This is a genomic window from Undibacterium sp. SXout7W (assembly GCF_049339385.1).
Lineage (GTDB): Bacteria > Pseudomonadota > Gammaproteobacteria > Burkholderiales > Burkholderiaceae_D > Undibacterium.
This window is the reverse complement of record NZ_JBMPPF010000005.1, coordinates 133,319-157,614: the sequence shown is the minus strand read 5'-3', so window position 1 is coordinate 157,614 and position 24,296 is coordinate 133,319. Positions and strand designations below refer to the sequence as shown.

Below are 24,296 nucleotides of genomic sequence, written 5' to 3'. Positions count from 1 at the left end.
TATTATCTCCATTCACCACGAAGGGATTTGACTTTTTCCTGCAACACCAAAGGACTGACTTCGATTGGCTGCATGACATCACCTACCACCAGTTCTAACCGCGAAAACGGGCCGCGACGAAATGCGCGTCCGAAAGGATTACCTTTGTCTCGTGTAAAAAAACTGCCCCACAACCCACGCAATGCCATCGGATAAACAGGTACCGGAGAGCGCTCCAATATTTTCATCACGCCGCCCTTAAATTCATTCATATCGCCGGTATGAGTCAGCTTCCCTTCAGGAAAAATACACACTAGCTCACCTTCATGTAAGGCCTGTGCAATATCGACATATGCCTTTTCCATTAGCCATGGATCTTCCTTGGCAGGTGCGATAGGTATCGCTTTTGCAGTACGAAATACCCAGGATAAAAACGGAATTTTGAAAATACGGTGATCCATCACAAAACGGATAGGACGCGGACTCGACGCCATAATGACAATCGCATCCATGTAACTGACATGGTTACAGACCAACACACCGGCACCTTCATTCGGAATGCGGTCTGTATTCACTGTTTTGACTTTATGTATGGTGTGAATCAGCAGCCATGCAATAAAGCGCATCAGGAATTCAGGTACCAGGCTAAAAATATACATTGCCACCAGCGCATTCAAAATGGCGGTAGCCATAAAAATTTGTGGAATGGTAAAACCCTGCTTTAACATCAGCATCGCAGCCAAAGACGCCACAACCATAAAGACCGCATTGAGAATATTCATCCCGGCGATGGTGCGAGACAAATGCTTAGGATCACAACGCGTTTGTATCAAAGCAAACAAGGGAACGATATACAAGCCACCAAACACCCCGATCATGACAATATCAAACAAAATGCGCAGACTACCGGCCTGTTCTGTAAATTTCCACATATCAACCTCCATGGTATTCACATAACTGACGCTCGCCAGATACAAATCAAAACCAAACACTGAGAGTCCTATCGCGCCAAACGGCACCAGACCAATCTCTACTTTATGCCCGGATAATTTTTCGCATAACAATGAGCCAGAGCCAATACCAAACGAAAAAATCGTCAGCAGCAATACGAATACGCTATGGTCGCCGTGCAGATAATTTTTGGCGTAGAGAGGGAATTGCGCAAGGATGATTGCGCCATAAAACCAGAACCAGGAGTTTCCCAGTAAGGATAAAAAGACGGGACGATTTTGTTTGCTGAAGCTGATATTACGGACGGTTTCTGTCGCCGGATTCCAGTTCATCCGCAATTCTGGCTCTGGTGCTGGCGAATACGGAATCCGCAAACTGGTGAGGTAACCAATCACGGCAATCACAATAGCACCAATGGCCACCAACTCGATTCCCCAAGGTTTATGTACCACCAGCATGGCACCAAGAATTTCACCCAGTAAGATGCCGACAAAAGTTCCCATCTCGATTAAGCCATTACCACCAACGAGTTCATCTGTATGCAAATGCTGAGGTAAATACGCGTATTTGACAGGGCCAAATAAAGTGGAATGTATGCCCATACCTGCAACGGCAAGAATCAGGAGCCATAAATGATGGTTCATCCAGCCAAATGCGGCCACCAGCATGATCGCAATTTCCAGCAATTTCACTTTACGAGCCATGCCGCCTTTTTCAAACTTATCGGCTAATTGGCCGGAAGTCGCCGAGAACAAAACAAACGGGAGAATAAATAGACCCGGGATCAGATTATTCAGCAAGCCGACATCCATGTCGGTCCATTGCAGTGCATCGTAGGTCAATATGGTCAGCAAGGCGGTTTTAAAGACATTGTCATTAAAGGCCCCAAGGAATTGTGTCCAGAAAAAGGGCGCAAACCGGCGCTCTGACAACAATCTGAATTGGCTATGTTGGCTCATATCACAGTACATTCTGAAGAAGATAAAGATACAAGAATTGTAACTTATTCAAGTTCAATCCAATCAAATTCTGCAACAGATTACAAGCGCATGGTGCGCGTAAATGAAAATGACAGATGAGACTAGCGATGCAGATGGACGACAATGCCACGCCAGAGATGAGTTGACATGCCAAAAATGATAGTGCCGGATCAGGTCATGGTGTTGAGCAACAATGAGGCAATGAATGCGGCGCGCAGCTAAGAAAACATCCAACATTAGCATGCTTCATGCTGAAATATTGAATGGCGCGGCTCACAGAAACCAGCGGGTTAAGAAGCTACAGGATGCATTCGATCAAACAGCGCTGTGTAATCCAGTTCGTCATGAACGAAAAAAATCAATCGCAGCCTGCACAGGTAAAATTTGGCAATGCTCCTGTCGGGCTATCCTCAACGCCATGTCCAGTTGATCCGGTGTCGTTCCCCAGGGGCCTGGTTGTTCGGTAACCTCGTGAGAATAGAAAATCAACCAGCCGCCTTCCTGTGCAGCCTGACGTATCAGACTGAGTACCATATCCGCACTAGTATTAGCGGCATACAATGCCTGCGCCCTTAATGCAGACAAGTCCGCTCGCTCAAGCTGCAACCCGCCACCAGTGATGCGATTATAAGAAAATCGTCGATTTGCCGCTAATTTACTGCCTAATCTATAGGCACCAAATGGAAACGCGAATCCATTTGTGGGTAAATCGTTCTGCTGAAAAAACGCCTGATTTTTATCCCAATCTTGCCGAAGCCGTGCAATGGGGGTGTTGGCACAATTGGTATGTGAAAAAGTATGGCAACCCAGCTCATGACCTGATGCCACCAGACGTTGCAAATCGCTTACGCTGTGGCATGGTTGATGTTGTTCGATGCCATCAGTCAATTGACCGCAAATATAAAACGTCGCCCGCGCATCATATTGCTCAAGTAATGCTGCTCCTGACAAACAGGCGCTTGCAGGAACATCATCAAATGAAAAACTCACCACGCCCTGCCCTTTTCGCAATGGCAACCAGCGACAACCAAGACGACGTGCGGCAAAACGACTGGCTTTCAGAATGAGCGACATGATGAAATCACTTTGTTTGGTTTGTTTAAGAGAAGCAGGTGTGAAAATAGTCACATTTACCGCAAGGCATCTGTCGCGCTCAGTGATTGCTGATACCGGTTTAAGCCCATACGTGCAGCGCTGCCAGGCAGATTCTCATAGGTATATTCCAGACCAATCTTCACCACCCCTTGCTTCAGATTCAGCCCATCAGGGTCCCGACTGACTTTCTCATAAAAACTATCAAAAAATAATCGGAAACCACGCTCGATCTGAAAATTAGCCCCCACACCAAGCCTTTGCAATTTTTCTTTGCGAGAAACACCTTCGGCCAGGGTGGACAACCGTGGGATCAGTTGCTGATCGCTATTTTGTAGCAATCCAGAAAGATTAAACTGAGTTCTATCTGTCCATTTCCATTGCGCATCAAAACGAACCGCTTTTGTCACGACGTAAAGAATTGCCGGATCAACGATAGAGAAAGGCCTGTCCCAAAACTGTAAATCCAACCGTAATTTGGGCGAATAGTAGTAAGTGCCGCGCCATAAAGCATTGAACAGATTCGTATTGCGCTCTGCAAGACTTTCGTATTGACGCCGGATCACCCCGAAATGCGCACTGGTCACCGATTTCACGCTGTATTTCCACTCACCATCCAGATACAACTCAGTTTCCTTATATCGCTGATCAAGATCAGCAATTTGCTGCTCAGTCCGGTCAGGATAGTGCGATTCAGACCAGCGGCTACCCACCTCAATGCTGGAGCCTGTCGGCACACGGTAGCGAATACCCAGCTGCTTGCCAGATGCGTCAAAATTGTACAACTGGTTAACGGGCAAATCGTAGGTCAGCCCGGAGCGGTCAAATTTGGCCTGTACGGTCCAGTCATCCGTCACATTCATACTCACTTCTGCACTGGAACGTGTCTGATGTGATATGTCTTTGTCGGTCAGGCTGCCATTGATGTACTGAAATAGCCTATCCTCTTTACCCGCAGTTACACGTCCATTCAACAAACTGCCTGTGACCCACTCCAGACTGGCATCACCCGCACCGGTGTGATGATCCAGTTCGCGATAATTTTTATAGTGATGATTGCCCAAAGAGCCCGTTAATATGAGTCTGGTTCGGTCAGATAACAACGGAATCACTGCCCCGACACGAAGATCAACACCTGTCGATGTATCTGATGTCTTCGATATACCATTGGTGCCGCTGGTTCCGATGGTTCCATTTGGTACATTGGGTAGGTTTGCTGCATCTGGAGGCGCAACGGGTGCTGTATCGTAAAAACGAAAAGGATTTGTATCGCTGGACAGCGAGGTTTCGAGTTGTAATACCAGTTCTGTCGTGGCGAACGCACTACCAGAAAATATTGATAAACAGCCACACAAGAATAGTCTGGGTCGCACCCAGCGATAGTATTCAACTGATGCCAAACGCAGTTTGCGCTTTGTCTTCATCCCTCTACCCTCATTGCTGCTGCAAGCCTTGCGACGACAAACGAAATACACGATCACATCGTTTCGCCAATTCAGCATCATGCGTGACGATGACAAAGGCCGTTCCCAGATTGACGGATAATTCCAGCATCAGCGCAAACACCTGTTGTGCCGTATCGGCATCCAGATTACCCGTTGGTTCGTCAGCGAGCACACAGGCGGGCTGCGTTACCAGCGCCCGTGCGAGAGCAACGCGCTGACGTTCACCACCAGACAATTCGCCAGGCACATGCGTCAGCCGATGTTGCAACCCGACTTTGTCGAGTATCGCCGCCGCGATCTGCTGCGCTTGAGAACGTGGCATGCGCCGTATCAGCAAGGGCATGGCGACATTATCGAGTGCTGAAAATTCCGGTAGTAAATGATGAAACTGGTACACAAAACCGAGTGACTGATTCCGTAAATTGCCACGTGCGGTCTCTCCCAGAGTCGCCATGTTAGTTCCTTGTAACAACACAGTACCTGTTGTCGGCGTGTCCAACCCACCCAATAAATGTAACAAGGTTGATTTGCCAGAACCCGATGCGCCAATGATGGCGACCCGCTCGCCCTTTTTAACATCCAGATCAATTCCAGACAACACTTTCACAATTTCCGACCCTTGAACAAAGGTCTTACTGAGCTGAGTGCACGATAAAATACTGCCAGATTGCGACATGATTACATTACTCATAGCGTAAAGCCTCCGCTGGTTTAACGCGGGCAGCACGCCAGCTTGGGTACAACGTTGCTACAAATGCCAATACGACAGCCACACCAGCAATGGTACTGACATCAGACCAGCGCAAATCTGATGGCAAGGCGCTGATGACGTAGACTGCTTTTGGCAAGAAATGAATGCCCAGCAAGCGTTCGATGAATGGCACAATCACATCAATGTTGGATGCAACGAGCACACCAAGACCAACGCCAGCGGCAGTTCCTGCCAACCCTACCAGTGCTCCCTGCACCATAAAAATCTTCATGATGGATAAAGGCGAGGCACCCAGCGTACGCAAAATCGCGATATCGGCTTGTTTATCCGTCACGGTCATCACTAATGTGGAGACCAGATTAAACGCCGCCACCGCAATGATTAATGTCAGGATAATGAACATCATGGTTTTTTCGGTTTTCACTGCGGCAAAATAATTCCGGTTTTGCTGCGACCAATCGTGTATCAGTAAATCACCGCTCAAGCTACGCGACAACTCCAGTGCGACCTGAGGTGCTTTCAGCATGTCCTGTATGCGCAAACGCAAGCCTGATGGCGCACTCAGCCGGAAAAATTTTTGCGCATCATCGAGTTGCATGAATGCCATACCTGAATCAAATTCATAATGCCCTGCTTCAAAAATCCCGACCACCGTAAATGCTTTCAGACGCGGAACCATACCAGCGGGTGTCATCTGACCTTCGGGAGCCGCCAGGGTCACCTTATCCCCGATACCCACGTGCAAACTACGTGCCAACTCTGCTCCCAGAATGATATTGAATGCACCAGCCCTCAGATCAGACCAATTGCCGCTGATGATTTTGCCCGCCACCTCAGACACTTTTGGCTCTTCTTCCGGCAATACACCGCGCAAAATCACGCCGCGCATGGTGTCATCCCTGATAATCATTGCCTGACCATCGACATACGGAGCCGTTCCCAGCACCGCCGGATTCTTCTGTATTTGCAGCGCGGTTGATTTCCAGTCCGGCAAAGCACCGCTGGCATCAAATACTTCGATATGCGCCAACACCGACAACATCCGGTCACGTACCTCTTTCTGGAAACCGTTCATCACGGACAGCACCACGATCAACGCAGCAACGCCAAGACCGATCCCCGCCATCGAAATCAGTGAAATAAATGAAATAAAGCTGTTACGCCCGCTACGTCGGCCTGCCCGCGTATATCGCAAACCCACCAGCCACTCAAAGGAAAGATTTTTCACACCATTCACACTTCATTAAGTTAGGGCTTACGCAAAACTGTCCCGGCAAGACAACGCTGATATTGGCGTTCAGGGAACTTCCCCTGACAAGGAAAGTTTCTTACGTCGGCAAACAATATGCTGTCTAAATTCCCGACCACACCGTAGCGACAAAGGCAGTAAGTGCTTGTACTGAACCTGTACAACAGGTAGCAAGCTAACCCTCACCCTGCCGGGACATTTTGCGTAAGTCCTAAAGTTCATCAAATAGGCTTTTACAACAAGCCCGCAGTTTGCCATACGTTTGCCATACAATGGCGTGCCATGAAAAATTTAGAACTTATTATTCCCTTTTGCATTCCTCCTGTCGGTCTAGAGAAAGACTTATTGCGGGAATTACGCACACCGTCTCTGGCTCGCCTGATCGCTGCCGCAGGAAAACCTCGTTTGCAGATGGCAGAGGACTTTGCCCGGGCATTGCCGCATGAATACTGGCAAACAGGGCAATTTCCACCGCTTCCAGATGCGAACAGTCCACCGCTGACCTGGAACCGGATGCGCGATATCGGACTCGATCCTCAGCAAGGTCATTGGTTCACCATGCAACCGGTGCATATTCATATCGCTCGCGACCATCTGGTGCTGACGGATCAACGTCGCCTCGATCTCCCAGAAGAAGAAGCGCGCGTGCTGTTTGATATCGCGCAGGAAGCCTGTCGCGAAGCACAGCTTGAATTGCGTTATGGCAATGCGCAGACATGGTTTTTACGCGCAGATGCCTGGTCGGATTTGCAAACAGCCACCAGCGATGTAGCCTGCGGTCACAATATCGATATCTGGATGCCCAAAGGAGAATATGAGCGTCAATGGCGTAAATTACAAAACGAAATTCAGATGTCATGGTTTGCGCATGAAATCAACCATCGTCGCGAAATGCGCGGCGATAAGCCAGTGAACTCAGTCTGGTTATCTGGCGGAGCATCAGGCTTTCAGCAGAATAACGTTCAGGCATCGTCGATCCATCTGGATTTACTCTCTGAAGCAGCGATCAACAATGACTGGGGACACTGGCTGCATCAGATGCAGATATTAGAAGACGAGCATTTCTCGACGCAATTGCAAGCCCTTCAGAATAAACAGATTAGCCAACTGGATCTGCTGGTCAGCGATACGCAGCGTCTTGCCAGATTTTCAGTCACACGCTGGGGTTTGCGTCGTTTCTGGGTCAAACCCTCCTTGCACACTCTCTTTACACTACCGTCATCATGACCCGCATTACCACCCGCCCCTATTCTTTCCGCGAATCAGAAATGCTGCGCCAACAGGGTGTGCATCCTGTTCTGGCCAGGCTGTACGCCGCCAGAGGCGTCACCAGCGCGCTCGAACTGAGTACCGAGTTCAATGCCTTGTTACCACCGTCCGGCTTACTGCAAATCGATGCTGCAGCCCGCTTTTTGGCGGACGCCATCGCTGCTCAAAAAAAATTGGTGATTGTTGCCGATTATGATTGCGACGGTGCCACCGCCTGCGCAGTCGGTCTGCGCGGCTTACGTATGCTGGGCGCGATTGTTGACTATATCATGCCGAACCGGTTTGAATACGGCTATGGCCTGACACCCGAAATCGTTGCCTTGACGATACGTGAAAAGTCCCCCGATATCATCGTCACAGTCGATAACGGCATTGCCAGTGTAGAGGGTGTGGCAGCCGCCAATGCACAGGGCATACCTGTGCTGGTGACAGATCACCATCTTCCGGGCGATCACTTGCCGGACGCCGCAGTCATCGTCAATCCCAGTCAGCCAGACTGTCAGTTTGCGAGTAAAAATCTGGCAGGTGTGGGTGTCATGTTTTATGTGTTATTGGCTCTCAGAGCAGAAATGCGCCAACGTGGCGTGTTTGACCAGCAACATCAACCCAAGCTCGATACCCTGCTCGATCTGGTTGCACTGGGGACAGTGGCGGATGTGGTCAAGCTGGATGGCAACAACCGTGTACTGGTTGCCCAAGGGTTAAAACGTATGCGTGCAGGACGCATGTGCGCTGGTATCGCCGCCTTGTTCCGCGTTGCGGGTCGGGAACCACATCATGCTGGCCCTTTTGATCTGGGTTTTGCTCTGGGACCAAGACTGAATGCGGCAGGACGTCTGGCCGATATGGCGCTGGGCATCGAGTGCCTGACTACAGACGATGAAGGACGTGCCTGGCAAATCGCCCAGGAGTTAAATGCCATTAACGCCGATCGTAAAGACATAGAGCGGGAAATGCAGGATGTGGCGCTATTGCATCTGGATAGTTTTGAGCCAAAAGATACCCATACGATCGCAGTCTTTGACGAAAGCTGGCATCAAGGCGTGATCGGTATCGTTGCTTCCCGCCTGAAAGATAAGTTCTATCGACCGACGATTACTTTTGCACCCGGCAATGAGGGGCAAATGAAAGGTTCAGGACGCTCTATTCCCGGTTTTCATTTGCGCGATGCGCTGGATCTGGTATCCAAACATGCGCCCAATCTGATAGAAAAATTCGGTGGGCATGCGATGGCAGCGGGTCTGACCATACGTTCAGAAAATTTTGATGCTTTTCAACAAGCTTTTGAAGCCGTTGGAAAAAGCTGGCTGGCACAACACCAGCTGGAGCGAATTATCGAAACGGATGGACCTCTGGAAGAAGCGCATTTTACGACTGATTTCATCCATATCCTTGAAGGCCAGGTATGGGGCCAAGGCTTCCCTCCACCTCTATTTTGTGATCAGTTCAAGGTGATATCGCAAAGAATATTAAAAGAGCGCCATTTGAAACTGGTGTTGGAAAAAAACAAGCAACGATTCGATGCAATCTGGTTTGGACATACCGATACGTTGGCAGAGCAGGTTCAGGTTGCGTTCCGTCTGGATGCCAATGAATACAATGGTGTTACCAAGGTACAACTGTTAGTGGAACATATTGAATGATTGAATGATTGAATAAGTGCCTGCCTATATTCATCAAACACCGGTTCAATATCTATCCAGCACCTTCTCAATACCTTTTAGATAGGCGTCTGATCCCCATTAACAGGGAGGAATTGTCAAATTCCGCCGGATCGATCTGAATTGCGCTGTCAGTAATGCCAATCATGCCAGCAAGTTATTTGAAAAAAAATTTACCAAATAAAGAACTTGATGCAAAATTAAGTGTCAGAATATTCTCGCTATTCCATTTCAACGATAATCGACGATAACAACATCAGGAGTCCTATCAAGTGAAAGTACATTTTCTCAGCGCCGTTGCACTGATGATCGCCAGCACTGCTGGCAGCAACATTGCCTATGCAGGCGAATCCACCAAAACAACAGCCTCTGCGCCAGCCGTGTTGTTGTCAGGCATAGACACAAAACATAACGATGCCTCTGTGAAGGCGCAAGATGATTTTTATCGTCACGTGAATGGAAACTGGCTCAAAAATGCACAGATTCCGTCTGATAAATCCTCTGCTGGTGCCTTCATGGATTTGCGAGAAGCAGTTATTCCACGTCTGCACACCATTATTGACGGCCTGGCTAAAACCCATAATGCCAAAGGTTCGGATGCACAGAAAATCGGCGATCTTTATTCCAGTTTTATGGATACCAAGCATATTGATGCCTTGGGACTCACACCATTAAAAACTGAATTTGCAAAAATAGACGCGATCAGCGATAAGCAGCAAATTCCGGCGTTGATGGCATGGTTAAACATGGTCAGTATTGCTGCCCCTTACGATGTGCAGGTTCATCAGGACAATAAAGACTCCACCAAATACATACTTGATATTGGTCAATCCGGTCTGAGCTTGCCTGATCGCGACTATTATTTGAAGGACGATGACGCAAAATTAAAAGATACGCGTGCGAAGTTCGTTAAACACGTAGAAAAAATGCTGTCCATGTCGGGCGACAAAGATGCGACCAAGCATGCCGCCGACATTCTGGCATTGGAAACGGCTCTGGCGAAAATACAATGGACCAAGGTTGAGCTCCGTGATCCTGTCAAAGCGTATAACAAAATCGATGTGAGCAAACTCGACGAACTCACTCCTGGCTATGACTGGAACACTTACCTGAATACGCTGGGCGTGAAAGATAAATTGACCTATCTGATCGTCAGTCAGCCAAGTTATCTCAAAGGCTTTCATACTGTTTTGCAAGAAACGTCTCTTGAGCAGTTGAAAACTTATTTCAAATGGCATGTACTCAGCTCGGCTGCCAATCAATTACCGAAACAGTTCAGTGAAGAGAATTTCGCTTTCTTTGGCACAATTCTGCGCGGCGTACCGGCACAAGAAATACGCTGGAAGCGTGGCGTACGTCTGGTTGACTCTGGCATGGGTGAAAGTCTTGGCAAATTGTATGTCGGCAAATACTTCCCAGCATCCAGCAAAACCAGAATGGAAAAACTGGTCGCCAATCTTTTGCTCGCGTACCAACAAAGTATCGATACGCTGGATTGGATGAGTCCGGAAACAAAGAAAGAAGCGCAAGCCAAACTCGCGACTTTCATGCCGAAAATCGGCTACCCCAACAAATGGAAAGATTATTCCGCACTGAACATTACCAAAGGTGACGCTGTTGGCAACCTGCGTAATATCCGCCTGTTTGCAGCGCAGACAGAGCTCAATAAATTAGGCAAACCCATTGATCGCGATGAATGGGGCATGACACCGCAAACCGTCAATGCCTATTACAACCCGGAGATGAACGAAATCGTGTTCCCGGCGGCGATTCTGCAACCACCTTTCTTTAATCCTAAAGCAGACGATGCTGTTAATTACGGTGGCATTGGTGCTGTCATTGGTCATGAAATCAGCCATGGTTTTGATGATCAGGGCTCTCAATACGATGGCGCAGGCAATTTGCGCGACTGGTGGACGAAGGCAGATCACGAGAAATTTGCTGCCAAAACTGCTGCGCTGGTCAAACAATACAACGCATTCAGCCCGGTTCCCGGTTACAACGTGAATGGTGAGCTGACATTGGGCGAAAACATTGCCGATAACTCCGGGCTCGCTATCGCGTATAAGGCATATCAATTGTCACTGGGCGGCAAACCAGCACCGGTGATCAACGGTCTGAGCGGTGATCAGCGTTTTTTCATGGGTTTTGGACAAGTATGGCGTGGTAAATTGCGCGAACAGGAAGCGATTATCCGCATCAAAACCGATCCTCATTCCCCTGGTGAATTCCGCGCCAATGGCTCTATGCGCAATATGACACCGTTTTATCATTCATTCGGCGTTAAAGAAGGCGACAAAATGTATCTGCCGCCAGCAGAGCGCGTGTCTATTTGGTAAGGATGATGTAGGAAAATAACGTCAAAACGAGATTCGGAACTGAAGCAAACAGGTATCCGAGAAGTCGGGCTAATAATTCCGGACCGATAATTTTGAACTGACAATGCAAAAGGCAGGCATCAATGAGATGTCTGCCTTTTTTATTATGCGAAGATTTACGTGACCCAACGCGCCATCCAGCCATAGCGACAGGTATTCACCTGCCCAACTCATCAAGTTGTGTCGGTATGAAACTAATGCAAAATCGCCATTAATTCATGATGAATTCGTTATGGATGTCGTCGAATTCGCATTGACTCTTCCTGCGTACTACCAACCGATGCGGGTGACGATATATGATTTCGAATGAATTTCGCCTAAAATATACTCACTGGGAGTATTTATAAGGAAGCTTTAATAACGTTGTCTACAACGTCAAAAAATCACATACTCCCCATTTTTCTCATATTATGATGCGCTACTGGACACTTCAACTCCGGCAGCAGAAGTCCTGTCAGCATGCAAGCGCGTAAAGAAAGCAATGACATCTGACTCCAGACGGGTGCGGGCAAAACTTGGCAGACTTTGCCAGATGCGCTTGCCATAAGGTTTGGAAATCAAGCGAGGATCGCAAATCATCAGCACTCCCTTGTCTGTCTCGTCACGAATCAGGCGGCCTGCTCCCTGCTTCAGATTAATAATCGCTTCGGGCAACTGATGATGGACAAAACCGTTCATCCCTTTTTTTTCCATCGCAGCAATACGCGCAGCCAGCACAGGATCATCCGGTGGTGAAAATGGCAGTTTGTCGATAATAACCAGCGACAATGCCTCACCACGGACATCCACGCCCTCCCAAAAACTCTGGCTGCCGATCAACACCCCGTTACCAGACGCGCGAAACCGGTCAAGCAACTCCGTGCGACCGGCATCGCCCTGCACAAACAAGGGGAAATTCAGGCCAAGCCGGGTAAATTCTTCTTTCAGACGCTCTGCGCTGAATTTCACTGCTTTTAAGGTGGTACATAACAAAAATGTACGCCCACCCGCCGCCGCAATCACCGGCAACGCGGCAGTAATAACAGCGTCAGCATAATCACGGGAATTCGGGTCCGGCATTCCGTCTGGCACATACAAAAAGCCTTGTTCTTGATAATTGAACGGGCTAGGCCAGGTATGTGCAGGCTCATTCCACAATCCCATCTGGGATACGTAATGCGTGAAGTCATTTTTTACCGCCATCGTCGCTGAAGTAAAAATCCAGGATCGTGGCGTACCTTCACGTTGTTTATTGAAAATCGGGGCAATCGACAATGGTGTTTTATGCAATTGCAAAGAAACAGAAAATGCCTCCACCCACAATACATAATCACCTTCTTTTTCTTTGCCAGTCGGCGCTGCATTCCATTGGTGAATCTGCTCGTGCAGCATGATCGCCCGGGCGCGGCACTGTTCCAAGGTCTCGGCGCGTTCGGCCTGTTTTTCCAGTACGGCAATCATCTCTTCCAGATGATCTTTCAAGGTTTCCAGAGACTCAAAAAAAGGACTTGATTCCGCAATCTGATCAATCGATAGCCGAACAATATCCTGAGGAAATGCAAGACGCAGATCGCGCGCCGCTCTTTCAACAGGTGCGACCAGTTTTGCCCACTCAGCACCGTCACGCGCATGCGACAAGCCCTCGGCAAGCACATCGCGACAAAGCTCAAGTACCTGCGATGTGGATACGGTTTCGCCAAAGAATAAAGTCGCTGTTTCTGGCAACTGATGTGCTTCATCAAAAATCACGGTATTCGCAGAAGGTAATAATTCAGCAATCCCCGTATCTTTAAGCGCCACATCGGCAAAAAACAGATGGTGATTCACCACCACCACATCCGCCTGCTGTGCTTCTTTCCGCGCTTTCATGACAAAGCAGTCCTGATGGTACTGACATTCAGAACCCAGGCAGGTATCTTTGGTGGAGGTCACCAAATTCCAGACGGAAGCATTTTCCGGTACCCGAGACAACTCAGATTTGTCACCACTCGATGTTGTTTTTATAAAACGCCCGATATCTCTTAAATAGCCAACATCTTCTCTTGAGCTCAGGCGACCATTTTGCAACGTGCGTTCCAAGTGGTAATGGCATAAATAGTTAGCACGCCCTTTGAGCAATGCCACAGAAACCGGTGCCTTCAATACTTTTTTGATTGTCGGAATATCGCGTAAATACAACTGATCCTGAAGATTTTTTGTACCCGTTGAGACGATGACCTTGCCGCCCCACAATAAAGCCGGTATCAGATATGCATAAGTTTTACCCGTACCAGTCCCGGCTTCAGCAAGCAATGTACTCTGCCCTGCAATCGCATCCGCGATTGCCTTGGCCATTTCTGTTTGCGCCTGACGGGGACGATATCCGCTAATTGACGCACTCAATGGCCCTGTCAGACCAAAAATACGCTCGACTTCGTTATCATGCACGCCAGAGGCGTGCGTAGTGGCAGGTGATTCAATCAAAGTGGGAACAGTCAAAAACTAAATAAAATGAAGAAGGCGATGTAAAAAGGAGATAATCAAGCTGGCACATCTGGCATCAGCTGCATTTTGAGCAGAGTGATATGGTCTTTCAATTGTAATTTTCTTTTTTTCAGGCGGCGCAACTGTAATTCATCATGAGCAGGGTCTTTAATGAGGGTGTCAATGACGACATCCAGATCCCGGTGCTCTACTTCCAGTTCGATAATTCGTTGCTGTACTTGCTCTGGCTGACTCATAGTCTTCTGCTTACAGTAAAATGATGTTAATTTAGGAAAGACCATTTTTATAGGTTAATCCCGCTAGTTTAATCTACCAAGACGTATGAGCCAATATAAGATCGAAGCTGGTACCGGACAACACATAGGCGACCGGCAAGAACAACAGGATCGGGCTGCATTATTTGCAGCGCCGCATGCTCCAGGCTACATGTTGGCTGTAGTCGCAGACGGCATGGGCGGCAAAAGTGGCGGTGCCTTGGCCGCAGAACAGGTCATACGCACCGCCAAACAATTATTTGACGAGTTTTATCCTGGCAATGATGTTCGCGTTCTGCTGGAAAACATCGTTAGCGAAGCACATACGGTCATTAAGCTGTCTGGTGTTTCGGCTGAAAAAGAACCGCACAGCACCGTTGTTGCTCTCGTGATCACACCAGCTCAGGAAGCAATCTGGGCGCATGTCGGCGACTCTCGCTTGTATCGCTTCAATGGCCCTAATTTTTCTTTTAAAACCAAAGATCATTCTTACGTTGAGAAACTGGTTGATGAAGGGAAACTGGCGCCCGAAGAAGCCAAATACCATAAACTCTCCAATATCCTCATCAATGTCCTTGGCTCAGGCACGACGGCACCCTACGTCACGATAGGACAATATAGCCCTTTAAAAGCCAACGATAACTTTTTATTATGTTCAGATGGTCTCTGGCATTATTTTGATGATGCCGAGTTATCGGCAGCTGTCGCTGCGAACTCCCCTCGTCAGGCTTCAGAATTATTAATCCGCAAAGCACGCGAACGATCCGATGGCCGAGGAGATAACTGTACGTTCGCCATCGTTAAACTAGTAGAGCCACCCGCAGAAGTAAAATCTTATACGGTACAAAAAATGCGGCGAGCCGTCTGATCATTAAAAATTCAGATAGTGCAGTTCCGGAACTGCAGTACAAGGTTTAAACCACGCAAACAAATGATGTGACACACATAATATCTAGAATAGGTTGATGTACCGATAAGCCGTATGACTGATATGTCATCAAACAAGAAACTAAAAATATATTGCTATAAATAAAAAAGCGGAGTCTGACGATTCCGCTTTTTTCGTGACAGGTTTCTGTTACATCACTTTTTCATGCTGGCCATCTGCAATTGATTTTCTTTTCTGTCGGCATTGATTTTCTGGATATGCGGACGCTCAGAAAGGCGCGTTGTGTATTCACGCGCAGGTAATTCAGCCAGGAAATCACGGCCGTAAATGGCCTTAGTCGCCATCGACACCAGTGGCAGGTGAAATACAGCAACGCAATCAGCCATCGTGAACTCGTCACCAGCGATATATGGGTGAAATTTAGCCAGCTTGGCAAATGCCGCAATATTTTTTGTTAATTGCTTTTCCACTTTTGCTTTGACTTCTTCACTGACCATCCCACCAAAAAAAGCTTGCGCATATAACTCGCGAGCGACTAATTCCAGATGAAGCTCCATGAATGTAATTAATTCACGAACTTTAGCTGCCGCAAACGGATCAGCAGGCAATAAAGGCTTTTCAGGAAATTGTTGCTCCAGATACTCCAAAATCACCTGAGATTCACACAAGGGTCCTTCTGGTGTTTCTATGTAAGGCACTTTACCAAGTGGAGAGCGTGCCAGCAACGCTTCAGATCGTCCGGTCCAAACCAACTCTTCCTCAAATGGGATACCTTTTTCTAACAATGCCAGCTTTACTTTGTTGTAGTAATTACTAACGGCAAATCCACATAATTTAATCATACATCTCCTTTTTATCGCTTCATTTATTTTTATCTACTAAGCTCAGATACATTATTTTTCATGACGAAAATCGATCGTTTCGAAATTAATAATATTTGATTCGGGCTCTTCTTTTACGTTGTTATTTGCGGGTGAAATGACGGGTGCATCAGGTATGTTATTCCAACCACCGGGCTTATCGTTCCCAAAAGCCTTTAATCTGTCCAACTCATTGGCAACAGAAATCAACAACAAAATATCACGATACACAGGCAACTCAAAACCCATGCGCTTACCATCCCTGTCATCAACCAGCAGACTCTGCAAGAAAGGCAAAATATCGTTGGTGGTCCACATTTTGCATATTTTCTGCATTAAATGTTCAAACTCTTCCAATTGACGAGACGGTAATGTTGCCGGGTCAACTTCGAACTCTGGGATATTGGCATTGAAAAACACGACAAACTTATCGCGCAACTGATCGTATTTTTCTTTTTGACCGGTAACACGGTACAAATCCAACAGATACAACCAGGGAACGGGAGAATCAGGATATTCAAGCGCTGCCTGTGGCTCCAGAATTTCGATCGCCCTATCAGGATCATTCACGGACATCCAGAACTCAGCTTCCTGGGTCACATCAGAAATCTCTTCCACTTTCACAGAGTGCGCACGCGTCGTGAAAAAGTTAAACGTACTGCTATTGGTATCTTCCAGAGATGGCGCGTAATAACCTTTACCAAACACCGATGGCGCTTCCATATTTCCCAGAGGTGCATCAACGGTCGCTGATTTAACTAAAGAAACAGATGTTTGTGGCACGGTAATTTTAGAAGGTTCAGATTCGCGCGAAGGAAACATCGCGCTGCCATCTGTTGTCGGGCCATACGATGCCTGAACGCTATCCACAAGTTCCTCTATGCTTCTCTTGGAATCAGCCTCAGGCTTTAGCTCTTTTTGCTCCCACCAACTCGACGAAAACTTTTTATGCATTCTGCCGATATACATGAGTAGCAGTGCCACTGACAGCAAACCAAGCAAGACAAAAGCGGACAAACCAATGACCAAGTTACGTGAAAAACTGGTTTCTTTTAAATCCTCAAGAGCGGCCTTATCCAATTGACTTTGACGCTTCAATTGCGCAGCTTCTTGCTGCAGACTCTGCACACGCTGCTGATCCGCCTTCAATTTTTCTGACGAAAATTGTTCAGGTTTTTCATCTTTCAGCATTGCTGCAAACTGTGCTTGAGCAGCGCGTAAATCAGCAATATCTGAACGAGGTGTATTTTCTGTTGCTGATAAACTGTCACTGATACGTAAGCCAGCAGGAAAAATGGCAACTTCGTCTGACAGCTTCAATTCATCGCGTCTTCCGACTTCTTTGGTGTTTCTGGATTTCTCTACAGGCTGAGCTGATGAGGTGGTTTGAGTGCGTGCAGGTTTTTTTTCAGCAGAGGCACTGACTATCTCAGTATCCGCCAACGCTTTTTCTTTGCTACGTTTTATTTTTTCACGTGGCGCTGCATTTGACTTGGGAAGCAGCTCTTTTGCATCTGTATTAGATACCAGCGGCAAATCCGGTTTCGTTTGAGCAGAAGGTAATTTGGCAAATTGTGGCGGGTCAAGCAATACCAGATACTCACGATGCAACTGAACTTCGCAACCGACATCAATGACAAGTTTTGCCGCTGGCTCCGGTATGTTTTTTCTGGTAACTAAGGTTAATACTCTGCGCGGACTAATGGCTGACAAACTGACCACCACTGGCGCCAGTAAATCACCTTCCGCTGATTCAACCCTCGCCTTGAAGCACTCTTGTTCAACAGTAGGCGTATCAATACCATTGATCTCAATTTGAGCCTTGAGTTGCTGCCCTAAACCAGATTGCAACTGTACGTTTCCCAAACTGAGCGCACAAGCATTACCCGCCGCGACTGATGCGACAGCACCAGCCCAGATCAACTTCATCGAAGATCGTCGAATCAGAACAAAAATAATAATGACCCCAGTCAATGTTGTTCACACAAAAAGTATGACTTTTGTACAAAAAAGGAATGCGAAACACCCAGCATGTGTGCTTTGCAATATTACTGGATTTGTAATAAAGCTAGTAGCTTATGCCCCTAAAAAGATGATTAATAATTATGTTTTTCATGGAAATTTCAACATATTTATCAATTCAGAGAGGAAAATGATTTATTTCTTTTGCACATCTAAAATCTTTTTTGCAATACCACGAAGTATATTCACCTCCTCCACTTCCAACTGAGTCCTTGAAAACATACGCTTAAGTCTCTGCATTAATTTTCTGGGATTGTGAGGATCAAGAAAGTCAATCGCAACCAAGGCTTGCTCAAGATGTTGGTACATGCCGTCAATTTGTTCTACTTGTGCTAACTGCCCCTGAAAGCCAATATTGCTGGCAACAGGCACATTCTCTACTTCTGCCATTCTGCACTCATAAGCAAGCAATTGAATTGCCTGAGCCAGATTGAGAGACGAGTAATCAGGATTGGCCGGAATATTAATCAGTGCATGACAATTCATCACCACCTCATTGGGCAAACCGTAGCGTTCACTACCAAATACGAATGCCGCATTCAAGTGTTTTGATTGCGATAATTTTTCTGAGATTGCTCTGGGGCCGAATAATGGTGGCGAAAATTCACGTAATCTGGCGCTGATGGCAGCAACAAAATCACAACCAGCCAGCGCCTCCTCCATCGTATTGACGATGCGAGCATGATCCAGCACGTCCTGAGCGCCACTTGCAAATGCGATAGCTTCAGGCTGTTGCAAAGCATCAGCAAAGCGCGGCCTGACCAGAACCAACTCCTTAAAACCCATCGTTTTGATGGCTCGGGCTGCTGCGCCGATATTACCTGGGTGACTCGTTTCAACAAGAACAAAACGCAGACGTTTAAAAAGAGATGTGTCAGTTTCAGGCAAGTTCATTTAAAATAGCGTCATTAAAGCGTTTATGTTGTGGTTGTGTTCATGATGACATGACTAATGACGAAAGCGTATGCTCTTTATCATTTTTGTGTAGCAGACTCGCCTTTATCAATTCTGTTTGATGAAACAGATATGGTATTGGTTTTGTTTGCCGTCATTTTATCGGAAACCTCTTATGCATCCAATGCTGAATACGGCTATTAAAGCCGCTCGTCGTGGCGCGACGATTATCAACCGCGCGTCTTTTGATCTTGACCGTGTCAGTGTCACTGAAAAACATTTCAATGATTTTGTTACTGAAGTAGATCAAGCTGCTGAAGCAGCGATCATCGAAGTATTAAAAACAGCCTATCCTGGCCATGCTATCTTGGCCGAAGAGTCCGGCGCTTCCGATAACCTGCACGACGAAAATGAATTTGTCTGGATCATTGATCCTCTTGATGGCACAACTAACTTTATTCACGGCTTTCCACAATACTGCGTCTCCATTGCACTTCAACATCGCGGCGTGATCACGCAAGCCGTGGTATATGATCCAACCCGCAATGAAATGTTCACCGCCAGTAAAGGTGGTGGTGCGTTTTTGAACGACAAACGTATTCGTGTAACGCGTTGCGATAAGCTGGCTGATGGATTAATCGGAACAGGCTTTCCTTCACGTGATTTATCCGGATTAGATCAGTACCTGCAAATGTTCAAAGTCATGACATCCAAATGCCAGGGATTAAGAAGACCAGGCTCTGCTGCACTGGATCTGGCTTACGTAGCGATGGGTCGTCTGGATGGTTTCTTTGAGAAAGGTCTGGCGCCATGGGATATCGCTGCAGGTTCATTATTAATCACAGAAGCTGGCGGTATTGTCGGTAATTTCTCAGGCGACTCTGATTACCTGTATAAAGGTGATGTATTGGCAGGCACACCCAAAGTCTTTTCACAGATGGTCAATGTATTGCAAGTGTTTGCAGCATCGTCAAAATAATATCTTTCACACTTTGAATATCAGAGTGCATCTTCACCGGGCTGGCATCTGCCAGTCCGTGTTTTCAGAAAATCAATAGAAACACATGTCCTCATTCAGCGAACTCGGTTTATCCGAGTACATCGTTCGCGCAGTCAGCGAACAAGGTTACACCTCTCCGACGCCTATTCAACAGCAAGCTATTCCTGCTGTAATTCAAGGTGGCGACTTACTCGCCGGCGCTCAGACCGGCACAGGTAAAACGGCGGGTTTTACCCTGCCGGTATTGCAACGATTGTCTACCTCAATCAATGCGCCGCAAGACAAACTAAGCAAACGCACGATCCGCGCTCTGGTGCTGACGCCAACACGCGAGCTGGCGGCTCAAGTGCAGGAGAGCGTAGAAACCTACGGTAAATACGTACCACTGACATCTGGCGTTATTTTCGGCGGTGTCGGCATCAATCCGCAGATCAAACTATTGAAACACGGTGTCGATATTCTGGTAGCGACACCTGGTCGCTTGCTAGATCATCACCAGCAAGGCACGATTGATCTGCGCCATATTGAAATACTGATTCTGGATGAAGCAGATCGTATGCTGGACATGGGCTTTATCCATGACATCAAAAAAGTACTCGCCATTTTGCCTCCTAAGCGCCAGAACCTGTTGTTTTCAGCAACTTTTTCGGATGACATCAAGACATTAGCCGATCGCCTCCTGAATAATCCTGCCATGATCGAAGTGGCACGACGCAATTCAACGGTAGAAGTCATTGCGCAAAAAATTCACCCCGTAGATCGTGATAAAAAGCATCCACTCCTGGCGCATCTGATCAAAACGCACCAGTGGTCTCAGGTATTGGTATTCACCCGCACCAAACATGGCGCAAACAAACTCGTCGAACAGCTGGGTAAAGACGGCGTGGCAGCAATGGCTATTCACGGCAACAAAAGCCAATCTGCCCGCACTAAAGCACTGTCAGAATTCAAGGATGGCAGCTTGCCTGTGCTGGTAGCAACTGATATCGCGGCGCGTGGTATTGATATTGACCAGCTGCCGCATGTGGTGAATTACGACTTGCCCAATGTACCGGAAGATTACGTTCATCGCATAGGCCGCACAGGGCGTGCAGGCGCAACGGGTGAGGCAGTCTCTCTGGTCTGCGTGGATGAGTTCAAATTGCTGGCCGATATTGAAAAATTTATTAAACGCCAGATTCCACAAGAAATCATTGACGGTTTTATTCCTGATCCACACGCCAAGGCACAGCCAATACAATTGCGCAGCTTTGAAGGTCGCGGCAATCCTGGCGCTAGCCGGGGTGGACGCCCTCAAGGTGGCAACAAGCCAACGCAGCAACGCACTGCCACGAAAAACGCAGCTCCAGGGCCTCATCGCGGCGATGCTGGGAGTAACCCGCGCGCACCGGGCAACCGCCCTGCGGCCAAGCAATCAACACCGCGACGCTCAGGTGGTCGCGGCAACGGCTAAACCTGACGCTGAATAGAAAATCTGCCGGGAAAACAAGCCATAGTCGCATACAATACTGGCTTTGTTATTCCGGCTTTTTCATATAATGCAACAAGATTTAAGCAAGCACACTCCCATGATGCAGCAGTATTTACGCATCAAAGCTGATCATCCCGATACCCTCGTGTTTTATCGTATGGGTGATTTTTATGAGTTATTTTTCGACGACGCTGAAAAAGTCTCCCGCCTGCTCGGAATCACACTGACACAACGCGGCAGTTCTGGCGGAAATCCAATCAAAATGGCAGGTGTGCCATTTCACTCGTTGGAGCCCTATCTCGCCAAATTAGTCAAGATCGGCGAATCTGCTGCAATCTGCGAACAAATCGGCGACCCAGCAACCAGCAAGGGGCCAGTGGAGCGCAAAGTCATGCGGGTAATCACTCCCGGAACACTGACCGATACCGATCTGCTTCCAGAAAAATCTGAACGTCCCTTATTGGCGCTAAATCTGGTTCAGCACAGAAAAACGATCACCGTGGGTTTTGCATGGCTATCGCTGGCAAGTGGCGTTCTTAAATTAATGGAGCTCACCAGCGACGAAAAATCCTTACCTCAACGTTTGCAGCAAGAACTGGAACGCATCTCTCCGGCTGAAGTATTACTCTCCGCCGGCACACTGTTACTCGATGAATACGCAAAGCAGTTGCCGGGAAAGTTTTCGGAAGTTCCTGACTGGCATTTCGATATCAAACAAGGGCAAAAATCCTTGCAGGAACAAATGGGCACCGCCAGCCTGACAGGCTTTGGCGCAGAGCATCTGAATGCTGCGCTGGGTGCCTCCGGAGCATTATTACGTTACGCTGAAAGCACACAGGGCCGCGGCCTGAAACACGTCAATGCACTGACTGTTGAGAATGAAGATGAGTTCATTGGACTGGATACAGCGACCAGACGCAATCTTGAACTGACCGAAACTTTGCGCGGACAAGAATCCCCAACACTTTTTTCTTTGCTAGATCACTGCCGCACCGCAATGGGATCGCGTTTACTACGCCACTGGATACACCATGCCCGACGCGAACAATCCGTCGCCAGAGCCCGGCACGACGCAATCAAGGCGTTAATTTTAGCGGACTCCACGGAGGGTTTATCTACGACGCTCAATACGATTCCTGATATTGAACGTATCACTACCCGCATTGCCCTACAATCAGCCCGCCCCAGAGACTTATCTGGATTGCGGGATGGTTTGCAACACCTTCCGAATCTGAGAAATTACGTCAGCATGTGCATTGCCGATAATCAGACCAGTGTGCTGACGAAAATTCTGGCTGATCTGGCGACTCCTGCCGACTGTCTCGACTTACTGGAACGTGGCCTGATGCCACTCCCTGCAACAATGGTGAGAGATGGCGGTGTGATTGCTAATGGATACGATGCTGAACTGGATGAATTGCGGTCATTGTCGGAAAACGCAGGTCAGTTTTTGGTGGCACTGGAAGCATCGGAACGCGAAAGAACGGGCATTGCTAATCTGAGAGTGGAATATAACAAAGTACATGGTTTTTACATCGAGGTGACCAATGGCCAGACAGACAAAGTGCCAGACAATTATCGCCGCCGCCAGACACTGAAAAATGCTGAACGGTATATCACGCCTGAGCTAAAGGCCTTTGAAGACAAAGCGCTGTCAGCACAAGAACGTGCCTTGCTGCGGGAAAAACTCCTGTACGAAAAAATCTTAATCGAATTATTACCGTACATCAGCTTATTACAGGCCATAGCGCATGCAATAGCGCAGCTCGATACACTGGTGAGCCTCGCCAATCATGCAACCAGAAATAACTGGTGCGCCCCTGAATTACTCAGCGAGCCTGTTCTGCATATTTCTCAAGGACGCCACCCTGTCGTCGAAAATCAGATTGAACGCTTTATCGCTAACGACTGCGACTTTTCTGCTGAAAAAAAATTATTGCTGATTACAGGTCCTAACATGGGCGGTAAATCGACCTACATGAGACAGGTTGCATTAATTACCCTGCTCGCCTATATCGGCAGCTACGTGCCCGCAACTGAGGCTAAAATCGGCCCGATAGACAGAATTTTTACCAGAATAGGTGCAGCCGACGATCTGGCAGGAGGTCGCTCTACGTTCATGGTTGAAATGACAGAGTCTGCCGCCATTCTGAATGCCGCCACAGAAAACTCATTGGTGTTAATGGACGAAGTAGGTAGAGGTACTTCTACGTTCGATGGCCTGGCACTGGCATGGGCGATTTCAAAACATCTGATACAGACATCGAAAAGTTACACACTGTTTGCGACCCATTATTTTGAATTGACTCAATTGCCCGATCTTCATCCAACGGCAAAAAACGTACACCTGTCCGCAGTAGAACATAAGGAAACCATCGTTTTTCTGCATGCAGTGCAATCAGGACCAGCTTCCCAGAGTTATGGTTTGCAAGTGGCGCAGCTGGCAGGCATTCCGCAGACAGTGATTCGCTCAGCCCGCAAACATCTGGCAGAGCTGGAGGCGCACTCACTCCAATCAACATCGCAATTTGATCTCTTTTCTTCTGTACCGGCCATCCGGGATGAGATGACAGACACGGCAATGCCTCAGCCCGAACCAAGCAATGAGCTCAATGAGGCATTAGATGAGATAGACCCTGATGCGTTGACACCAAGAGAGGCATTGGATGCATTGTATGAATTGAAAAAAATCAGGCAATCAATCGTTTGATACACAACAATTTGCAC

The 24,296-nt window shown here is 47.7% G+C and carries 17 protein-coding genes; 7 read left to right on the top strand and 10 right to left on the bottom strand.

The features are described 5' to 3' along the window. Positions 1-2: 2 nt before the first annotated feature. From ACO0LB_RS07180 to ACO0LB_RS07160, 5 genes are all read right to left on the bottom strand, one after another. Positions 3-1,889, bottom strand: a complete 1,887-nt coding sequence (locus ACO0LB_RS07180; protein ID WP_423047925.1) for an MFS transporter — start codon at positions 1,887-1,889, stop codon at positions 3-5. 363 nt (positions 1,890-2,252) lie between these two features. Beyond that, positions 2,253-2,984: a polysaccharide deacetylase family protein gene (locus ACO0LB_RS07175; RefSeq protein ID WP_423047923.1), complete on the bottom strand. Its 732-nt coding sequence runs from the start codon at positions 2,982-2,984 to the stop codon at positions 2,253-2,255. A gap of 56 nt (positions 2,985-3,040) precedes the next feature. Next, positions 3,041-4,426: a hypothetical protein gene (locus ACO0LB_RS07170; RefSeq protein ID WP_423047921.1), complete on the bottom strand. Its 1,386-nt coding sequence runs from the start codon at positions 4,424-4,426 to the stop codon at positions 3,041-3,043. A 10-nt stretch (positions 4,427-4,436) separates the two neighbouring features. Continuing rightward, positions 4,437-5,138, bottom strand: a complete 702-nt coding sequence (gene lolD / locus ACO0LB_RS07165; protein WP_423047919.1) for a lipoprotein-releasing ABC transporter ATP-binding protein LolD — start codon at positions 5,136-5,138, stop codon at positions 4,437-4,439. Then, complete coding sequence (locus tag ACO0LB_RS07160) at positions 5,131-6,396, bottom strand: lipoprotein-releasing ABC transporter permease subunit (RefSeq protein ID WP_423047917.1); 1,266 nt, start codon at positions 6,394-6,396, stop codon at positions 5,131-5,133. The genes lolD and ACO0LB_RS07160 overlap by 8 nt, the downstream gene beginning before the upstream one ends. A gap of 294 nt (positions 6,397-6,690) precedes the next feature. Between ACO0LB_RS07160 and ACO0LB_RS07155 the strand changes: the two genes are divergently transcribed. The 3 genes from ACO0LB_RS07155 (at position 6,691) to ACO0LB_RS07145 (ending at position 11,677) form a co-directional block, all read left to right on the top strand. After that, complete coding sequence (locus ACO0LB_RS07155) at positions 6,691-7,635, top strand: hypothetical protein (RefSeq protein WP_423047915.1); 945 nt, start codon at positions 6,691-6,693, stop codon at positions 7,633-7,635. Further along, the gene (gene recJ / locus ACO0LB_RS07150) at positions 7,632-9,320 is read left to right on the top strand and encodes a single-stranded-DNA-specific exonuclease RecJ (RefSeq protein WP_423047913.1); all 1,689 of its coding nucleotides are present in this window, start codon (positions 7,632-7,634) and stop codon (positions 9,318-9,320) included. The genes ACO0LB_RS07155 and recJ overlap by 4 nt, the downstream gene beginning before the upstream one ends. Before the next feature lie 290 nt (positions 9,321-9,610). Continuing rightward, positions 9,611-11,677, top strand: a complete 2,067-nt coding sequence (locus ACO0LB_RS07145) for a M13 family metallopeptidase (RefSeq protein WP_423047911.1) — start codon at positions 9,611-9,613, stop codon at positions 11,675-11,677. Between the two features lie 447 nt (positions 11,678-12,124). On the opposite strand, the gene ACO0LB_RS07140 is transcribed toward ACO0LB_RS07145, so the two are convergent. Both ACO0LB_RS07140 and ACO0LB_RS07135 read right to left on the bottom strand, forming a co-directional pair. Further along, the gene (locus ACO0LB_RS07140; protein WP_423047909.1) at positions 12,125-14,158 is read right to left on the bottom strand and encodes an ATP-dependent DNA helicase; all 2,034 of its coding nucleotides are present in this window, start codon (positions 14,156-14,158) and stop codon (positions 12,125-12,127) included. Between the two features lie 56 nt (positions 14,159-14,214). Further along, positions 14,215-14,415: a YdcH family protein gene (locus ACO0LB_RS07135; protein WP_423047907.1), complete on the bottom strand. Its 201-nt coding sequence runs from the start codon at positions 14,413-14,415 to the stop codon at positions 14,215-14,217. Positions 14,416-14,500: 85 nt separating this feature from the next. Here ACO0LB_RS07135 and ACO0LB_RS07130 point away from each other — a divergent pair, with 85 nt between their 5' ends. Further along, on the top strand, positions 14,501-15,301 hold the full coding sequence (locus ACO0LB_RS07130; RefSeq protein ID WP_423047905.1) for a PP2C family protein-serine/threonine phosphatase: 801 nt from the start codon (positions 14,501-14,503) through the stop codon (positions 15,299-15,301). Between the two features lie 215 nt (positions 15,302-15,516). On the opposite strand, the gene ACO0LB_RS07125 is transcribed toward ACO0LB_RS07130, so the two are convergent. The 3 genes from ACO0LB_RS07125 to ACO0LB_RS07115 form a co-directional block, all read right to left on the bottom strand. After that, a complete protein-coding gene (locus ACO0LB_RS07125; protein WP_423047903.1) occupies positions 15,517-16,164 on the bottom strand; it encodes a glutathione S-transferase family protein in 648 nt (215 codons plus the stop codon). A 51-nt stretch (positions 16,165-16,215) separates the two neighbouring features. Then, on the bottom strand, positions 16,216-18,111 hold the full coding sequence (locus ACO0LB_RS07120) for a type IV pilus assembly protein FimV (RefSeq protein ID WP_423047901.1): 1,896 nt from the start codon (positions 18,109-18,111) through the stop codon (positions 16,216-16,218). Between the two features lie 228 nt (positions 18,112-18,339). Then, positions 18,340-19,098 (bottom strand): RNA methyltransferase, encoded by a 759-nt coding sequence (locus tag ACO0LB_RS07115; protein WP_423047899.1) that lies wholly within the window; start codon positions 19,096-19,098, stop codon positions 18,340-18,342. A 184-nt stretch (positions 19,099-19,282) separates the two neighbouring features. Between ACO0LB_RS07115 and ACO0LB_RS07110 the strand changes: the two genes are divergently transcribed. From ACO0LB_RS07110 to mutS, 3 genes are all read left to right on the top strand, one after another. Next, a complete protein-coding gene (locus ACO0LB_RS07110; RefSeq protein ID WP_423048075.1) occupies positions 19,283-20,077 on the top strand; it encodes an inositol monophosphatase family protein in 795 nt (264 codons plus the stop codon). Between the two features lie 85 nt (positions 20,078-20,162). Next, positions 20,163-21,551, top strand: coding sequence for a DEAD/DEAH box helicase (locus tag ACO0LB_RS07105; RefSeq protein ID WP_423047897.1), 1,389 nt, complete (start codon positions 20,163-20,165; stop codon positions 21,549-21,551). An 85-nt stretch (positions 21,552-21,636) separates the two neighbouring features. Beyond that, complete coding sequence (gene mutS, locus ACO0LB_RS07100; RefSeq protein ID WP_423047895.1) at positions 21,637-24,279, top strand: DNA mismatch repair protein MutS; 2,643 nt, start codon at positions 21,637-21,639, stop codon at positions 24,277-24,279. The last annotated feature ends 17 nt before the right edge of the window (positions 24,280-24,296 follow it).